The 18,583-nt window shown below is 37.8% G+C and carries 12 protein-coding genes and 2 pseudogenes; 2 read left to right on the top strand and 12 right to left on the bottom strand.

Annotation, left to right across the window (positions count from 1 at the left end; translation table 11 throughout):
- The first annotated feature begins 430 nt into the window (after window positions 1–430).
- Both BN2425_RS02475 and BN2425_RS02470 read left to right on the top strand, forming a co-directional pair.
- Window positions 431–1,795: a polysaccharide deacetylase family protein gene (locus BN2425_RS02475; RefSeq protein WP_042454647.1), complete on the top strand. Its 1,365-nt coding sequence runs from the start codon at window positions 431–433 to the stop codon at window positions 1,793–1,795.
- 196 nt (window positions 1,796–1,991) lie between these two features.
- The gene (locus tag BN2425_RS02470; protein ID WP_042454645.1) at window positions 1,992–3,140 is read left to right on the top strand and encodes an ArgE/DapE family deacylase; all 1,149 of its coding nucleotides are present in this window, start codon (window positions 1,992–1,994) and stop codon (window positions 3,138–3,140) included.
- A gap of 156 nt (window positions 3,141–3,296) precedes the next feature.
- Here BN2425_RS02470 and BN2425_RS02465 read toward each other — a convergent pair whose 3' ends face one another.
- The 12 genes and pseudogenes from BN2425_RS02465 to BN2425_RS02405 all read right to left on the bottom strand — a co-directional run bounded on the left by BN2425_RS02465 (window position 3,297) and on the right by BN2425_RS02405 (window position 18,275).
- The gene (locus tag BN2425_RS02465) at window positions 3,297–3,554 is read right to left on the bottom strand and encodes a hypothetical protein (RefSeq protein ID WP_052352754.1); all 258 of its coding nucleotides are present in this window, start codon (window positions 3,552–3,554) and stop codon (window positions 3,297–3,299) included.
- Window positions 3,547–4,263, bottom strand: coding sequence for a conserved phage C-terminal domain-containing protein (locus BN2425_RS02460; RefSeq protein WP_042454643.1), 717 nt, complete (start codon window positions 4,261–4,263; stop codon window positions 3,547–3,549). The genes BN2425_RS02465 and BN2425_RS02460 overlap by 8 nt, the downstream gene beginning before the upstream one ends.
- 653 nt (window positions 4,264–4,916) lie before the next feature.
- Window positions 4,917–6,005: an RES domain-containing protein gene (locus tag BN2425_RS02455; protein WP_042454641.1), complete on the bottom strand. Its 1,089-nt coding sequence runs from the start codon at window positions 6,003–6,005 to the stop codon at window positions 4,917–4,919.
- Between the two features lie 12 nt (window positions 6,006–6,017).
- On the bottom strand, window positions 6,018–6,953 hold the full coding sequence (locus BN2425_RS02450; protein ID WP_042454639.1) for a sce7725 family protein: 936 nt from the start codon (window positions 6,951–6,953) through the stop codon (window positions 6,018–6,020).
- 11 nt (window positions 6,954–6,964) lie between these two features.
- Complete coding sequence (locus tag BN2425_RS02445) at window positions 6,965–7,759, bottom strand: sce7726 family protein (protein ID WP_154663449.1); 795 nt, start codon at window positions 7,757–7,759, stop codon at window positions 6,965–6,967.
- A 1,511-nt stretch (window positions 7,760–9,270) separates the two neighbouring features.
- Window positions 9,271–9,461 (bottom strand): annotated as a pseudogene (locus BN2425_RS02435) (hypothetical protein).
- Window positions 9,462–9,497: 36 nt separating this feature from the next.
- A pseudogene (locus BN2425_RS02430) lies at window positions 9,498–9,942 on the bottom strand (YaiI/YqxD family protein).
- Between the two features lie 1,459 nt (window positions 9,943–11,401).
- Window positions 11,402–13,066 carry a glycerol-3-phosphate dehydrogenase/oxidase gene (locus BN2425_RS02425; protein WP_042454635.1) on the bottom strand — a complete coding sequence of 555 codons (1,665 nt, stop codon included), beginning with the start codon at window positions 13,064–13,066 and terminating at the stop codon, window positions 11,402–11,404.
- 180 nt (window positions 13,067–13,246) lie between these two features.
- On the bottom strand, window positions 13,247–14,737 hold the full coding sequence (gene glpK / locus BN2425_RS02420) for a glycerol kinase GlpK (RefSeq protein ID WP_042454634.1): 1,491 nt from the start codon (window positions 14,735–14,737) through the stop codon (window positions 13,247–13,249).
- A gap of 37 nt (window positions 14,738–14,774) precedes the next feature.
- Window positions 14,775–15,329, bottom strand: a complete 555-nt coding sequence (locus BN2425_RS02415; RefSeq protein ID WP_042454633.1) for a glycerol-3-phosphate responsive antiterminator — start codon at window positions 15,327–15,329, stop codon at window positions 14,775–14,777.
- A 266-nt stretch (window positions 15,330–15,595) separates the two neighbouring features.
- Entirely contained in the window at window positions 15,596–17,626 is a 2,031-nt protein-coding gene (locus tag BN2425_RS02410) for an alpha/beta hydrolase family protein (protein WP_042454632.1), read from the bottom strand.
- A gap of 442 nt (window positions 17,627–18,068) precedes the next feature.
- Window positions 18,069–18,275: a DUF6079 family protein gene (locus BN2425_RS02405; protein WP_042454631.1), complete on the bottom strand. Its 207-nt coding sequence runs from the start codon at window positions 18,273–18,275 to the stop codon at window positions 18,069–18,071.
- Window positions 18,276–18,583 lie beyond the last annotated feature (308 nt).

The following is an 18,583-nucleotide window of genomic DNA, read 5'->3' as shown; positions in this document are numbered from 1 at the left end:
TGGTTATACCCCATTCAATGATCCCGAGATTGCTATTGCTGTTATTGTGCCAAATGCCTACCGTGATGGATATGCTCAGCCGCACAGTGCAACGCATATCATTAATCAGCGGGTTTTAGGCATTGACCGTGATCAAAAGGACATTCAAATACAAAGTGAGATTGACATCTTTTTATTACGCATGTAGTATTAAATACACATTCAGTACTACATGTGTAGTCTTGTGCGTTTAGTCAAATATTACACATGTAATCAATATGGGAGAAAGGAGGAAATTCCCCTCTAGTATTACGAGGGAGCAAGGTTATGAAAGTGATAGTAAATATGATTAAGATAGATTGAATGCGGGGAAATGCCAGTTGTTTCATTATAGATTTTATAAGGAATTATGCGATATACACGGAACACTACAATACTAGGAGTAGATTTAATGAAGAAATGTTTTACCCTGATCCCAATTTTGCTAATAATAGCTTTTATGGTTGGCTGTCACGATCATACATCCACAACAACTATAGCGAAAATACATTCTCATTCTAGCCAAAAGGAACACCATGACAAAAAAACAAAGCCTAACAAGATACAAGAAGAGAAAAGTCAAAAAGAGCAACTGTTAGCACAGGCCAAGGTTTCAGCTGAACAATATGATTACCAAAAATCTATAACTCTATTAAAGAAATCAGATATTTCCATGGATGTAGACATTCAAAATGCCATTGATACATACGAAAAACAAATGAAAAATCTTGTGACATGGCCAGACAATAGCCAGATCTCTCATTTATTTTTTCACTCATTAATTGTTGATCCATCCAAAGCATTTGATGGAGATGAGATGGCTCATGGGTATGAAGATAACATGGTGACTATCAATGAATTTAAAAAAATTATCAATCAATTATACGAGAGAGGATATGTCCTTTTGAATCTTCAGGACATTGCAACACTCGATAAAAAGGGGAAAATGGTTTACCAGGACATTAAATTGCCGCCTGGTAAAAAACCAATGATATTGTCGCAGGATGATGTTAGCTATTATGAATACATGAAAAATGATGGATTTGCCAAAAACTTAACACTTGATGCCAATGGAAATGTCACAAGTACCTATGTAAATGAGAAGGGGAAAGCCGTACAAGGAGCTTATGATCTAGTTCCTATCATAGATGACTTTGTTAAAGAACATCCGGATTTTTCTTACAAGGGAGCTAAAGGAATCATTTCATTAACCGGATATAACGGAGTACTGGGATATCGAACCTCAGAGAGTGACTATGGCCCAAATAGTGATGAGCCTAATCCAAATTTCAAAAAGGATCAGCAGCAAGCGAAAAAAGTAGCTAATGCTCTGAAAAAAGAGGGATGGAGGTTTGCCTCTCATACTTGGGGACATCTTAATGCAAAGGAAGTATCTTTGGATCTTTTAAAAAAAGATACATCTAAATGGAAAAAAGAGGTGGAACCAATTGTCGGACCAACAGACACGATTATTTTCGCTTTCGGTAGTGATATTGGAGACTGGAAACAGTATTCCAATGATAAATATTACTATTTGAAAAACCAGGGCTTTAATTACTATGCCAATGTGGACGCATCAAAGGCTTACTGGTCTCAATTAGGTCCAGATTACTTCCGGCAAGCTCGTATTAATGTAGATGGTTTACGGATGCGTGAAGCATTAACCGGAGAAAACAATGTATTAAATCCATTTTTCGATGTTAAAAAGGTTTTTGACTCCTTACGACCAACTGCCAAGAAACTTATTCTGTATAAGGGGAGCAGCAACAACTCATGATAGATATGGCCATTTTGGTAATTCAGCTAATAATGTGATTGATTTAGTTTCATTACATTTATTCCGTTGTTATCGGTTCTTTAGATGATCAACAGACCCTTGTTCCAGTGAGTGCTAATGTGGCTAACTTATTTTGTTTAAAATACAGTTGTATTCTCATTGAGGATAGACAGATAGAACTTTGGAGGAAATTAACATGAAGCTTTTTACAGAAGAAGAAAAGATCAGAATTTTATCTGATATTATAGCGATGAAATCTATTAATGAAAACGAAATCGAAGTGGCAAATTACTTGAAAGATTTATTTGCCCAATACGGGATTGAATCTAAAATTGTTCCGGTTACCGACACTCGTGTGAACTTAGTGGCTGAAATTGGAAGCGGGAGTCCGGTCATTGGCGTTTCGGGTCATATGGATGTCGTATCTCCTGGTGATGAAAGCGAGTGGACATCTGATCCGTTCACATTGACAGAAAGAGACGGAAAATTATACGGACGTGGAACCAATGACATGAAAGCAGGGCTAGTAAACCTTGCTTTAGTAATGATTGAGCTCAAAGAAAATCATGAACTGAAAAACGGTACTGTCCGTTTTATGGCAACGACTGGTGAAGAAGTCGGTGGTGCAGGTTCTAAAAAATTATACGAAGAAGGCTATATGGATGATGTAGATTATCTATGGGTAGCTGAACCTTCTCATGACACAATCATTTACTCTCACAAAGGATCCCTGAACTGGCGTGTAACATCCCTTGGTGAAGCAGCACACAGTTCGATGCCTGACCAAGGTTATAACGCGATAAATCCATTAATGAAATATCTATTAGAAATAGATGAAAAATTGAATGGTGATGATCGTAAAAATGAAGTTCTCGGTAAATTGGTGATGAGTACAACGATTTTTCATGCAGGGAACCAAGTCAACTCCGTTCCAGCAAAAGCAGCAGCCGAGATAAACGTGCGGACGATTCCAGAATTTGATAACAATGAAGTGATCGACTTATTCCACACAACAGCGAACAAATACAATCAAGAAGGCTCTGATATTAAGGTTGAAGTGACCATGTCATTACCAAGCGTGTTTACTTCCGGACAGTCTGAAATGGTTGATCTTGCTAAAGAACTCGGTAAAAAACATCTAGGCTTAGAAATTTCTGTGAAGGGTTCACCAGGGGTGACGGACGCATCCAACTTATTACGAGGCAAAGATGCCAACTTTCCATTCATGATGTTTGGACCAGGCGAAACAAAAATGGCACACAAAACAGATGAATATGTCTACAAAGATTACTACTTTGCGTTCTTCGATATCTATAAAGAGTTAATTTTAGGATTATCGAAATGAAATTTTACATAAAAAAGAGGTGACTGCCAGTTTGGGTGTTCATCTCTTTTGGCTTCGGTTTTTATCGTCTAGAAATAGTTATTGTCGAAGGAAACTCATAGAAAAAAGCTATAGTACAAGATCGCCAGGGAATGAGAGGGACCGGCATACTCCCAATTACTCTTCTCCTGCAGTTAAATCGAGTATGAACCCACGAGGGATGTCGCGCCCACCCGAAGGATTATAGACCAAATCACTTATCTTTGGCGCATGCGGCGAATTCATCACAAATTCCAATAGCTTCTCATGCACTTTATCATATGAATATCTTTGCAGGGCCGTATGCCGGGCATCCAGCTTCTGTTGATCAAATTGAAACTTTTCATAATAGGCTTGAATGAGAACCATTAACTGATAAATCTCTTTCTTAGTCATCAAGGTTAAAGTCCTCCTCAGTCAGTTTCTTCTTCGGTTCCTGCTGATTGAGATACGATTCAAATTTGGTCCCAAACAATGTCTCCGGCCGCAGGAACTTATTCCAGACAGGATCAGACTGCCAATCAGCTGACTTTCTATCAATCACTCGGTTAAAATCCTCAAGCAAAAAACCTTCTCGATATCTAGCATGAATCAGCTCCCTCGTTTTAATCGAACTTAGTTTAAAGTTTTTTCCCGTCTTCTCATTTAAATAGCCAATGATTTCAGCGTATGGAATCTCCGTTTTCACAGGAGAATGGACTTCAGAATCCTGCACCTTCTGTTCATCTTCCTCTGGTGCTATCTCCTCAATAGGAGTAGATTGGTCCTCGGGCAGGCGGTCTTCAAACTCCTGCAATTTTTCATAATCAATGCTGTACCATTTGGTCTTATCCATTTTCATCCGATTATAATTTTCAGAAAGAAGCAATCCTAACATTTCTAACGAGCGTATCGTCCGCTTAATCGTACTCACTGACCAAAATGGCAGCTGCTTTTGCCAATCTTCATATGTGTTATAAACCCAGCTTCTCCCCTCAATATGATGCTTGCTGATTCCAAGCCAATAATGAATTTGCTGCAACACCACTGCCTCATTTAATCCAATCTTAGCTGCCAAACTAGGAATAATCATAACCGGACTTTCATTGATTAATAACCTACTCAACCGAATCTCTCCCTTACTGTATGTACGAAAAGGAACCTGACTCCGTCGTAAGCCACGAGCAGCCCACCGATTGGTTTACGTCCCTTCACCAGTTATTTATTAATAAAACCGGAAAAAGGACAGGTTATTTTTAAAAAATTTTTTATACTGGATAGATGGAAATTGAAAAGGAGGAGGACATATTATTCTTTCTTTGAAGTATTCTTTGAAGTATTCTTTGAAGTATTCTAATGAAGAAATCTATGGTATTGCTTGGGTCAACAAGAATCTCTCCATTAGTCATTCTGACCTTAGCTAAACGTCAGGATTGAACAAATCATCTTGGTCATATTACGCTTATGCTTGTACTATGAAATCTGCTAAGAAACGGTACTCAATGTAAAGTGTAGTTATTGCATGCCTCAAGTAGAATCTCCATGTTACGGAAGATATGAAAAAAGAAGCCTCTCAAAAGTTTGGTGTACTTTTGAGAAGCCTCTTTTAAAATCATCTATGTTAGCCATTTGCCCTTATCTTAACAAGGGGTGAAACGACTTTATTAGATTATGCCGCCCATGTCAGGCATTGCAAGAGAAAATTTTGCCCGGCCCTTGTGTATATAAGAGTGGTTACTATAACCCTACGAATGGATTTGTTTTGGTGACTCAAAATTATTAAACACATTGAACGGACGTATAGTTCAAGGTTTGGATTATTCTTTTTTCTACTTTTGTACAACTTAATAGATTAGGGTCAAATACCATTAAATTATAACCACTCGTACTCAATGTACTCTCAAAGACTATACCTTGATACCCCGCGGATTCAGTTTCATTAAGGCTTTTAATGTAATCTACAATAAATTGCGTAGGCAAATAATCCAATTTACTGTCGCCGCTACGAACTGGCTTTGAGATTGCCTTTGCCATTTCATTAAAGATATCTAAGTTTATTGCATACATTGTTGGGTCAGTGAATCTAAAGACATCTAAGTTTTTCAGTAATCTAAAATCAACTACCTTCAGTTCTTGTCTAATTGGGAACCTTCCTATATAAACAGTATCACTGAGGCTAGGGCGAATTTCACTTATTACTGTTCCCGTATCACTTGCTAAATACAGATGGCTAATCCCCTCTGAGTTCGCTCTTCCCGCTGTTGCAAATAATGGAGGAGGCGCTCCCATCTCTTCTTTATCCAACTCTTTATTATTGGAAATTCTTGCTCTGAAAAAAGTATCTTCCTCAACGATAGTTGTTAGTCTCTCTAAATAATCCTTTAACACTTCATAATTTACGTGGTTCGAGTGAAATCTATTTTCATGTTTAATGTAATTCACAAATTCTTCCCAAGAATATCCTTTTAATACTGACTTCTTCTCGAGATAACTATCATTCATCCATTCTATTATTCCAACTTGGTTATTCAAAAAGTGAAGTTTATCTTGGTGATTTCGCTCAAGGAGTGAATTTAGAAATAGATGAATTTTACTTCCATCAAAGTTGTTAAAAATGTTCCACTTTTTTTCGAACTCATCTTTTATACTAATTAATTTGTATTGTGAAAAACCGTCAACAATCAAATCTGTACCTAATTTAAATATGCTTAAAATATCGTTAAACAAATCGTCTAATCCATTATCGTTATGAAGGTCATAAACATGAACATTGTTACTACCACAAAAGCTACAATCCCCAAGGTTACCCAAACTTTTTATTATACTTTTTATCTCTGATGACATGAAACATTTGACGCAGCAATTCATTTATTCCACCTCTTAGTCTAGCAACTTACCGATTAATTCTAAATGGTGCATGATAGATAATTTCTTTAGAGTTGGTAACCCGGGGTATGTTCCTTCTTCATAGTGCTGCACAAAGCATTGCATAGCCAAAGTGTTCATTCTTTCATCTGATATGAATTGTTGATACCACTCTACCAACTTTTTTAAGGCCTCTGAAAATTTTCCTGCGGGGTCACTTGTATCACTATTAGAATCCGAAACAAAATGCATAATCTCTAGAGCATTTTCTGGATTTGGATAAACAATATGAATTGCTACTGCATACGGAGCAAAACCGCTTTCGTTATATTCCTCTCCGACTACAGAAAAATCTGAAAATCCAATGTATCCTTCATCCTTGAAAAAAAGATGTTCCTCTGAAAAAAACTCATTTACTTGTTCCAAATAGTCTTCGTTTCTAGGAAGTTTATTAAATTTATCATCTAAACCTGCTAACTCCTGACCACTTAATTGTCTTCTAAAAGAATTATCAGATGGAATAACATTAAGATGTGCTTTTGAAGAATTAAAAATTTCTCTATACAAAGGTACAAGGTTTCTCTCAGAATGAATAATTGCTAATTCCTCTAGCTTTACATTAAACTCTTGTTGCAATTGCTTGATTTGATTTTCTGAATCCCTATTTAAATAATGTCCAATAATAACTGAATCATTATTCATTAGCTCTTTAAATTGACTATAAACACTTGGAAACGTCAATTCACCCGTAAACGACCCAACTCTTGGGTTCGATACTATTATTAATTTTCGGTGATTGTCTTCAAACACTTTGACAGTAGACATTAAAGTGGAGCTTAATTTTATGGGCTCAATAATTGGAATTATTCTCTCACTTAAAAGCCCCTTAACCTGTAATTCCCTAAGAGCTAGTAAATCATATTGTCTTCCTCTAATAATCGGAAAATACATTTCCTCTCCCCCTAGTGTAAACTCAATTTATCAGATATCTCTTGCAGTTCTTTATATTTAAAGTTACTCGTATATACGAGCCATCTAATAGGCATTGGTAAACCTTTTAATATCTCAATACCCTCAATATCAATTCTTTTTCTCAATTGATTAAATACCAGCCTCTGCGCTTCCTTAATGTTAATAGTTTTGAACCATTGAAGAGATGTTTTAAAATATTGTACTGGCTTTACGTCTGGTAAACATTCAAATTTTAATAATAGAATTTGCTCATATTCTTTTTTTCTTAATAACTTAAATAAAATCTCATGATTCAGATTGCTATAATTTTCAATTGCTTTTTTCCTAACACTTAAGGTAACATCGTTTGTCAAAACTATTATTCCTACTGATGGATTTGATTCTTTTATAACTTTGTATACTGGGTAGTAATTCTTTTCAGAAGTTACAACATACACTTCACTAAATGCACTTGAGTAATCACCCAGCTGATAAACTAATCTATCAAGGTTATCTAGGTCGGTTTTAATCTCATAAACCATTCCTTTATTCCGATTTATTAATACAAAATCCGCCTTTGACTTCCCAACAACAACCTCACTAAAAGCGGAAGTAGTTGTTAAACTGTACTTTCCCAACACTAACTTATTGAACAGAGTACTTTTAAAGAAAAATTCATTCCTATAATCTTTGGTCAATATATTATAATTTTTCTTGATTTCTTCATTGAATTCTTCTGTATTGAATACATCAGTAAACAAAGCCGTCATTAAATATTTTTTGCTAAAGAATCTGTTCAGGTACATATAATTCACATTAATCACACTTTCCTAACTACTATACGCATTAAGTTTAACATTTTCAGCATTAGTCGGTGCAAAAATTTATGTATATTAATATAACTTACATCTTCTTATGGGTTAAATTTTATCCAGTTGACTCATTGTAATATTATCCCACATACTTCCATGAAATTACAAATATCAACAATAACGAACTGAAATTGTTTATTTTTTGAACTATATGTGAAGGCACATAAAAGTTTTATTAATCTTGTATAATGACCTTCTGCATTCTACTCACTATCAATCAACCGCTCCAATACATAAAAATGTCCACCTAGGTTTATCCCTCTGTGACTTAGTCATTCTATAGGCATAGTACAGAATTCCAAATTGATTATGATAGTTGCCGTTCTGAACGTAGCGAAGAACGAGCAACTGCCGAGGAGGAACGGAGCGTAGCGAAGTGACAGGCTTGGTCCAACAACTCTTTTCTTTTTAAATGCCTTTGGTCTTATCAGCCCGTCACTCGTTCGTTCCTCACTCGATCCTCCCCTCCTCTTCCTGAGCACTGATACTGATTTATTCACAAAATCAAAAGCAGACCATTGAAGAATGATGAACTCAACTCTTCTTTTCCCTTTTCCAAGAATGGCTATAATTATCATGTAATCACGATATGCTATATTGCTTTTTCCTCGCTGCCTAATTCTTCAATACAACTTCAACATTTGCCTTATTTGTTCATCAATGAAAACATCAATTTATACATCATCTTTTGTCTTACTTTTTTTGATAACTTCACATTCGACCTTGTAATTTGAAAATATACGAATTCTTATTAGTTTGTCATTGGCAATTTAAAAGATGCCGCCAAGCATGGCTATATGTTATGTCCTCAACATTTACTATTTAGTTCTCAATGAAATAATCCACAAACTTAACTAAAAGCATTTCATAATTTTTAATTCGTTTTGGTTGTGTTATTGAAATGCCTGTCATTCAAAAAGCCTTGATACGCAAATTTTATCAACACCAAAACCACTCCCTAAGTTTTATAGGAAGTGGTTTTGGTATTGATATGGATTAACTACATGACCACTTCACAAAATGGGGGAAAATAGCCGTAACCATTTCCCATTTTGCGTGCAGATGTTAGGCTCAAAAGTATTACATCATGCCGCCCTTAGGTGAGAGTGAAATATCTTTAACCTGGTGTGCGTAGAGTGCATTATATCAATGTTCTGTTAGATCCAGTCTGTAACATTTTTAATGAGGTTTCATTCTTTTTTACTGGATTGCGTTAGCAAAATGTTAGCAATTTGTTAGCCAGGTTACGACCACGAAATTTACAACTGCTATTAACGAATTTACCATATAGAAACGTCAAGAGGTTTTAAATTCCATTTTCTATTGAATCGTATCCTTGTACTACGTAGCAACCTACTTTATATTTTGGTCACTACCTTAATCCACTTATAACCATACAGAGTTTATAACAGTATTTTTTGTAAGTATAAATAAGATATAAGAGTCTACTTTTTGGGCTGATCAAGTGCTTGGTAAGCTACCTGATACTTTCCTCCATCCGCAACTTCTGAATGGTACAAGGCCTTGAGGGCATTGTTTTCTCAAGACCATGCTCAGCCTTCAGTTCTTTAAAGCGTGTATGCAGTTCTTTATTTTCCTTAATTAGTTGTTGCATTTGCGATTTTAAGTACTTCAAAATATTTATCTCCTTTCTGAATCTCTGAGTTTAGCTTTACTTTTCACGAGAAATAACCTGTTTAAAAAGATCCCTAAATTGCTCCCGGTCTTCTGGTAAAAGGCTTTGGTCCCTTTGTTCGCTGTCCGCTTTTTCTAGCCATTGCACTTAAATAACGTGTTTGTAATAATTGGTCAATATTTTCATTTGTATATCTAAATCCTTTATGGTGGAGTACGATAACTCCTTTTGCTAAACCTAGTGACGCTAGACCATAATCTTGCGTCACAATAATATCTCCTTTTTCCACTAACTTCACAATCCGATAATCTGCAGCATCTGCTCCAGAATCAACATAAATGGTTTTCACTCCTGATGGCTGTTCTGCATTAGAAAAATGAGAAAAGCTTGTAACAAGGATTACTGGAATTTCAACATCCCTTGCTTCCGCAATAATAATATCTTTCACCGGACAAGCATCTGCATCCACATAAATTTTCATCTTTCCCCTCCTGTTAAGAAATTCGACTTACTATTTAACTTAAACTATAAAAGGGACTGGTGACTTTGTTTAAAAATAATCAAGAGTTCTTCCTTTTGCTGTATTTTTCTATCCTCATATTATACTTTATAGAATTTTGTTGGCAATTGGTCGTTCAATTGCCTGCAAAATAGGTTGCTTATATTTCGATTAGACCTAAATGACTTCTAATTATAGGGATAAGCACGGGCAGACGCCTCCACCTAGTTATGAAATACCTATACCAAACACATTTTTTGCCTTAATGCAATTTGATATGCATACGATACAGGATATACATGGGTATCCGCCTTATCCTAGTAACACCACAATATTAACGAGAACATCCCTATTTATTAGTTTTTGCCTCCTATTATAATGAAGATATTCTATGACTAAGAAGAAACTAAATGATCATTTCAATTGATGAACAATGTTTAACCACTTCCATACTTTACTACCTTGCATGTATATACTCACATTGATAAAAATTAAAAAGAGGTATTCCAATAAGTCAGTTAACTTACTGAAATACCTCTAAAATAATTTTCCTTTAAAACATGAGTATCAATAGAACAATCCAATCAAGGATTGTCATATTAATGGATGATTACATCATGCCGCCCATTCATTTTCATATATAATAGAAAGAAATTGTGTATAAAAAAGGGTCTTAATCAACATTTTATAAAAAATTCACTTAAAGGTTTAAAATGCAATATAAAACATCGGAGGACAAACCGGAGGACAAAAGAGGACACATTCAGATGTAATAATGTATTCATCCCGTCTCAATTGAGTCGGGCTTTTTCCTCTTTACAATCCTTCTTCAACTTACTTCTACAGATATCACCTGGCAATATTTCTAACAGGATTAACAGACTTACCGAAATCATATGGCTGCGAATATTCAATTTTCTCACACTTTTGACATTCTACATCACATAATCGATCATAAACTAGCCTTTTATGCTTAGGTAAGTTCTCAGGTGATACTTCCACTCGAATAGTTACAATTAATTGTTAGACAGACTCCCATATGGTTTTAAGCTGTAACATTTTTAACGACGGTAGAAGAAAGTCCCGTCGAATCAACATTCCTCAGGCATCAAGCGTAATATCTTTAACCCTAATTTACTTCGTTTTATTGGACTCGTTAGCAAAATGTTAGCATGTTAGCCGTCAATGATTAGCAATTAACTTGATGTCTCTTAAAACATAAGTTGTGCAAATTCTGTTTGCATCGCTTTTAAACCGCAGTTACACAATCCACATGTGCGGAGTGTTTGTGGCACCTCATGGGTGCTGGTGAGTTTATTTATTTTAATTCGTTCTAAGGGTTTTTGCTATTCCTTTTTATTTTGTATCCGTGCCATGTCACTAAGAAAATACTTTGAAAAATAATTTTACACCATTACGTGTAGTTGTGTGCATCATGAGGTTACACTTGCTCATCAACAGGGACAATACAAGCTTTCAAGGCTTCCTCTACGGTCAAAGTATAGTTGTTTAAATCTTCCTCAGTCCAATTAAAACGATCACACATGTAAGCAATGACTTGGTTCTTCCATTTTTGTACGGATTGAATATTGAACAAAATATCCCCTGTCCGCCGATTCAAGAAATCAATCGGGGTGGCCACCATTTCTAGTTCAACCGCATAGACGAGTCGGGCAAATAAATCGAGCGGTAGCTGATACTTGAATGCATCATCCTTATTTGAAACCAATAATTCGAATACTCGACCGATATTGGAGCCATATGTCCTTGTCAGCTTTTCGGCTTCTTCTTTGGACAGCCCCATCTCCAGCCCCTGCATCATATGTTCTAAAACATAGGCATCAAAATTTCCTGAGCCACCTACATCCCCACCGGAAATCGGCATGTTTCTCGTTTGGCTGGCCGGATAACTTTTTCCTTCCTCTGAAAGAAATTTTTCAGCTAAAAGATTCGTGATTGTTTCTGCCATTTTTCGATAGCCAGTTAATTTCCCGCCTGCGATGGTGATTAGTCCCGAATCCGATACCCAAATTTCATCCTTCCGGGAAATTTCCGAGGCGTTCTTCCCTTCTTCGTAAATGAGCGGACGAACGCCGGCCCAGCTGGATTCGATATCCTGTTCACTAATCTTGACGTCAGGGAACATATAGTTAATCGCATTGATTATATAATCGCGGTCGCTTACTGTCATATTGGGGTTAACGGCATCCTCATTATAGAAGGTATCTGTTGTCCCCACATAGGCCTTCCCATCCCGTGGAATCGCAAACACCATCCGCCCATCAGGTGTATCAAAATAAATTGCCTGTTTTAATGGGAATCGGGACTGATCAATAACAAGGTGAATCCCTTTTGAGAGCTGGAGTGTTTTCCCCCTCTTGGAATGGTCCATTTCACGAATTTTATCGACCCATGGGCCTGTTGCATTCACGATTTTTTTGGCCCGGATTTCATATTCTTCACCCGTTAATTGATCTTGTATGGCGGCTCCGACAACTTTTCCATGTTCGTATATAAGCTGAGTGACCTTTGAATAATTAAGGGCTGCAGCTCCTTTATCGACAGCCGCCTTCATCACTTCGATCGTTAATCTGGCATCATCCGTCCGGTACTCTACATAATAGCCTCCGCCCTTAAGTCCAGCTTTTTTAATAAGCGGTTCTTTCGCTAACGTTTCTTCGGCAGACAGCATCGTCCTTCGCTCGGATTTTCTGACACCAGCAAGAAAGTCATAGACCCGCAGGCCGATGGATGTTGAAAACTTGCCGAACGTCCCGCCCTTATGCATCGGCAATAGCATCCACTCTGGAGTGGTTACATGCGGGCCGTTTTCATACACAATCGCTCGTTCCTTCCCAACTTCAGCCACCATTTTAATCTCAAATTGCTTCAGGTAACGGAGCCCGCCATGAACAAGCTTTGTCGAGCGGCTGGAGGTGCCTGCGGCAAAATCCTGCATCTCAACAAGCGCCGTTTTCATTCCCCGCGTCTCGGCATCAAGTGCAATCCCCGCCCCGGTAATGCCGCCGCCGATGATTAAAAGGTCATATTGAACGCTTTTTAGCTTATTGACAATTTCATTGCGATTTAAATTTGAAAAGTTCATTGCTGCTTCCTCCCGATTGTATAAGCCTACTATAGTATGCTTCTGGTTATTAGGAAAAATAAAAAAGAGACCACAAAAGACATTACCGCTACTGATAATGTTTGTGGTCTCTCCAGTTTCTCCTGACAATTATTAACTTGATTTTATTATATCACAAATAACCCGCTAGTGGATATATGATTATTTAAAGGTGATTGCCGCCTTCACTGCCTTTTGCCAGCCACCGTATAGTTGCTCGCGGTTTTCCTTTGGCATTTTCGGTCTAAATTGCCTTTCCACTGCCCATTGCTTGGAAATTTCCTCTTGGTCTTCCCAGTAACCGACGGCAAGCCCCGCCAAATAGGCCGCACCCAATGCGGTTGTCTCGTTGATCACTGGTCTTTCAACTGGAACGCCCAGGATATCACTTTGAAAATCCATTAAGAAATTATTCTTGACCGCACCGCCATCGACGCGCAGGGTTTTAAGCTTGATTCCGGAATCCGCCTCCATTGCAGACAGGACATCCTTTGCTTGATAGGCGAGTGATTCAAGGGTTGCCCTGATAAAGTGTTCTTTCGTTGTCCCCCGTGTCAGTCCGAATACAGCACCGCGTACATCGCTGTCCCAGTACGGGGTTCCCAAGCCGACAAATGCCGGCACCACATAAACGCCTTCCGTTGATTCGACCTGAAAAGCATACTCCTCGCTATCTTTTGCGTCCTTGAACATTCGTAGCCCGTCGCGAAGCCATTGAATCGCAGAACCGGCTACAAATATGCTTCCTTCGAGCGCATATTCCACTTTTCCATTAAGCCCCCAGGCAATGGTTGTTAATAATCCATGATCCGATTGGACGGCTTTCTCTCCGGTATTCATTAACATAAAACAGCCAGTACCATAGGTATTTTTCGCCATTCCTTGTTCAAAACAAGCCTGGCCAAACAAGGCTGCCTGCTGGTCCCCGGCCACGCCAGAAATCGGAACCTCTTTGCCGAAGAAATGGTAATCTACCGTATTCGCATAAATTTCCGATGATGGGCGAACTTCAGGCAGCATTGATTTTGGCACACCAAGTATAGCTAACAATTCTTCATCCCACTTCAATTCGTAAATATTGAACATCAGAGTTCTGGAAGCGTTAGAATAATCAGTTACGTGGGAACGCCCGCCGGAAAGCTTCCAAATTAACCAAGTGTCAATCGTGCCAAACAACAATTTACCCTGGTCTGCTTTTTCACGTGCTCCGGCCACATTTTCGAGAATCCATTTTACTTTGGTGCCTGAAAAATAAGCATCAATTAGCAATCCTGTTTTTTCACGGAATAAATCATGATAGCCCTTTGCCTTCAGGTCTTCACAAATTTCGGTTGTTTGTCGCGATTGCCAAACGATGGCATTATAGACCGGCTGGCCATTTTCCTTGTCCCAAACCACTGTTGTTTCCCGCTGGTTGGTGATTCCGATTCCGGCAATTTGTTCTGGTCTGATGCCGGATTCAGATAAGACTTCGGCAATGACGGATAGAATCGAGCCCCAGATTTCATTGGCATTCTGCTCAACCCAGCCTGGTTTTGGATAATACTGCGTAAATTCCTTTTGGGCACTAAAAGCGATTTCACCCCGTTTATTAAACAGAATCGCACGAGAACTCGTCGTGCCCTGGTCCAATGCCAGAATGTATTTGTCCATTATAAACCCTTCCCCTTGTCAGATATATTCAAATAGATTAACGATGGTTGGCGAAAAAGTCCCACAATTCCCGCTTTGAGGTGGTGATTCCTTTTGCCCCCGCATCTAGCGCGGCTTGCACTTCTTCCACAGTCCGGATTAGTCCTCCTGCAAAAATCGGTATATTCACCCGTTCTATCACTTCCGTAATCATCCATGGCATGGCGCCCGGGAGTACTTCAATAAAATCAGGCCTCGTTTTTTCGATTAATTTATAACTTTTTTCCAAGGCGTGACTATCAATCAAAAAAACTCTTTGGATGGCGAAAACCCCTTTTTGTTTCGCTTTTTGAATCACATTTGCTTTTGTGGAAATGAGTCCAAATGGTTTGAATTCCTGACAAATATATTCGGTTGCGTATTCATCGCTTTTAATTCCACGAATTAAATCGACATGGTAAATCATTTTCTTCCCGAACTGCTTTGCCATTTGACTGATATTTTTTAATTGGGCAACATGCATTTCCAAAAATACGCCAATTTCATAAGGACTTTGCAAAAATAGCTCGAATTCTTTCATGTTTGCCGAAGCAGGCAATATTTTCTGGTCCATTTATACCGGCAACCCTTTCCTCGGTAACAATTTTGTCATCTTCCTAACTAAGAATACAAAAAAGACAGCAGATAAAAAGAAGTGATGGTCTCCTTTCTACCGCTGTCCCCGTATCTCCTCAGCAAAACACTAGAATTTTAAAAAAGTTACAAGATTCTAAGTTAAACATAATTATTAACTTGTTATTCTAATTATAATCCTTTTTGAATTCTATTTCAACGTTTTCATTCGAAAGGTATTCTTTATTTGGTACTTAAGACATGGTATTAAAATATTGTATACAGGGTTGAATTAGCTACTGTAATCATTGTGAATAACAATGTATTAAGGACAGCCCCGACATAAACATTTCCTGTCAAACGATATAAGAAGCGATTGAAAATAGCCGCGATCATAAGTACAGGTACCAGGGCAATTACAATGATGGATGAAAGAGCCTGTTCAGGGTATCCGGCGGTTCCTGTTACAAACAACAAACCATATTGATAGCCTAGGTACAGGATTAAGCCTCCTACGTATAGAAGAATCGAAATAATATAACCTTTGATTCCATCAAATTTCTTGCCGCTTGTGTTCATATTGGTAGAAATGCCGCTGATAAAGTAGTAAATGAAGAACAGTGGTGCATATTTTAGCAATGCGATTACATGTTTACCCTCAAATGTTTTTACTGCAAATGTCCATAAACGGAAGTCGGTCTTGAATACGGCATCGATGATAAACAGAATCGCAAACCCAATCACAACAGCCACAATGGCATTGGCGATCGCCGCAATAGCTGCCAGTACATTTACCTTAACACCGTAATTGGCAATCGTTGCCCCTTCCGGCTTCTTGGTAACGTAATGATAGCAGACCATTAGCATAAGGGTAACGATGGCGACATTAATGGCCCAATAGACAACTGGATTTGTTGTCGGTGATCCAAAGAACGGTGTTGTCGCAATAAGTTCTGCCTGATATTTAAGATAGATATATTGAACCGCACTTAACACGAGCATAATCGCAGAGCACGTTTTAATCGTTTTATCTGATTTCTTTACAAAAGAGATAATCATGACAATTGCTGATATAACCATCAAAATGATACTAACTTGCCTTAATAATCTCATCCCAAAAAAGGCCTCATTTGCATTGCCGCCATATAAGGATGAAAAGAATAGTGCCGGGAACAATGCACCAAATAGGACGATTAAATAGTTTGCCGCCTTTGCCCCGTTTGTTGTTGGTACGGATAATGGTTCCGGTTTCTTTGTATAAATCTTATTAAAGAACGGTAATTTCGAAATCAACATAATCAGTGGAATAAACAACAGGAAGAATCCAATCAGAGCAATAAACTCAAAGAACTCCTTGTACATCCATGTTTGTCCCGATTTATCGACGGATACAAGATCACTATAATCAGAAAAGGCCGTATTATAAAAATCAATCGCATCGGAGGTCGCTTCTTTAGAGAAGTGGTTCCAAGGATGAGTTTCAGCAGGTTGATATACGATTCTTTTTCCACCATTCACATCATAAAATTGTCCCGCCTGTGGATTTTTGGGATTTCCCAAGAACCCGCTGCCTTCTGGAGTGCCGACGTAATTCTTCTTCACTACAGTTTTCCCAGTAGCTTCCGCTGCTGCATCAAAGAAGAATTCATCGTATTGCGCAGCTACTTTTCCGGACGTTCTAGGTCCGTAAGAATTATTGATATCTTCATCTGTATTTTTGAGCGCATGGAGCCATAAATAATCAGAGCCCATTGTTAGTGAACTGTAGATTTTTCTGATGCCGCTTTTTTGGAATTCCTTTTCATCAAGTACGACCGCATTGGTTGAAGAAAATCCACCCATAGAGTGTCCTGAAACCCCAATAATGCCGTTCCCTGCTTTATCTTTTAACACAAAGTCCTGCTCATACATATATTGGACAGCATCATACATGGAAGTCGGCCAAAATGAAAAGAACGGAACGGGTTTTTTCATTTTCCCTGTTGAATGTCCATGGTCATACTGATCTAATGCTAAGACAACATATCCTCTTTTTGACATTTCTATAGCCTGGGCATCCTGCATTTCCGCAGAATTAAGGTATCCATGCGTAGTTATGATTGTCGGTCTTGGTTCTTTATCCGCTCCTTCTGGTTTATACAATAATCCCGAAAGTTCCCCGCTTGGAGTTTTAAAATGGATGCGTGACACGTCGGTTTTTCCATACGAGTTGTTAAATAAACTGGCGAAAATGCTGCCTGCCAATATCAACACTAACGAAATGGCAATCCATACGATTGGCTTTTTTAATCTTTTCATATTATCCCCCTGTTTTATAACTTAATAAGGTATTAGTTCTAGCCGCACACCAAAAAAATATAAAAAGTGTACCAGTTCTGTATTCCTGCTCTAAGATGTCTCACCTCCCCCAAAAAGTAGAATATTGAAAAGGAAAACAAAAAAGGAGACACACTAAAATTATCTTTTGAAAAAAATAATTTAGTGAGTCTCCGAGTCCTCTTCACAAAATATTAACTTTAAATTAAGTATATCCGAGATTGTAAGCGTTGGCAATAAAAAATACATTTAACATAATTACCTTTAAAACCTTATAATCAAACCTGGGTTCCCTCGACATCTGTTTCTTCATGCAATCCATATTTGATCAAGGCTGTTTTGTTATAGGGATCTCGAAATTAATCTTGACGGCAGCCTTAGAATTCACCACAGATTCTCGGCCACCCCAATAAAATAAAAGCATTTAACCTTCAATCTCAATTGCTTTTTTTGCTACTTGTGGGTAATTAACCCTTTCAACAGAATTCTCAAGTTCAGCAATCGCAGAAATAACACTCATTAAATGTGATTTATCTGTTCCATAGTTCCCAACAACAAGTAATCCTTTATTATCAGTAGGCCGTTCAAATTGTAATTGCTCAATAATTGTGTCGTTAATCACATCTGCCATGCGGTCAGAGATTACATATGTATCAACTAATTCAAAGGCCTTTCGGGTATTTGTAGATCTTTCAACTGGACAATTGTTTCGACCGGATCAAATTGGATCAAATTACGATATTGCATAATGATCTCTCCCTTTAAAATTGATAATATGATCTTCAAATCCATCTGCATCAAAGTACTCTGGATGATCAGGTGTTCCATATCTTATAGATCCCTTAGTTACTTCGCCCGGCCAATCAATTAGAATTACCTTATTACCACTGATATATTCGAATAAGCCGATTGGATTTTTTTTAATTCTTCATCAAATAG

This window comes from Neobacillus dielmonensis (genome assembly GCF_000612665.1).
GTDB classification, from domain to species: domain Bacteria; phylum Bacillota; class Bacilli; order Bacillales; family Cytobacillaceae; genus Neobacillus; species Neobacillus dielmonensis.
Note: the sequence above shows the minus strand (reverse complement) of the source record. Positions and strands in the feature narration are given on the sequence as shown.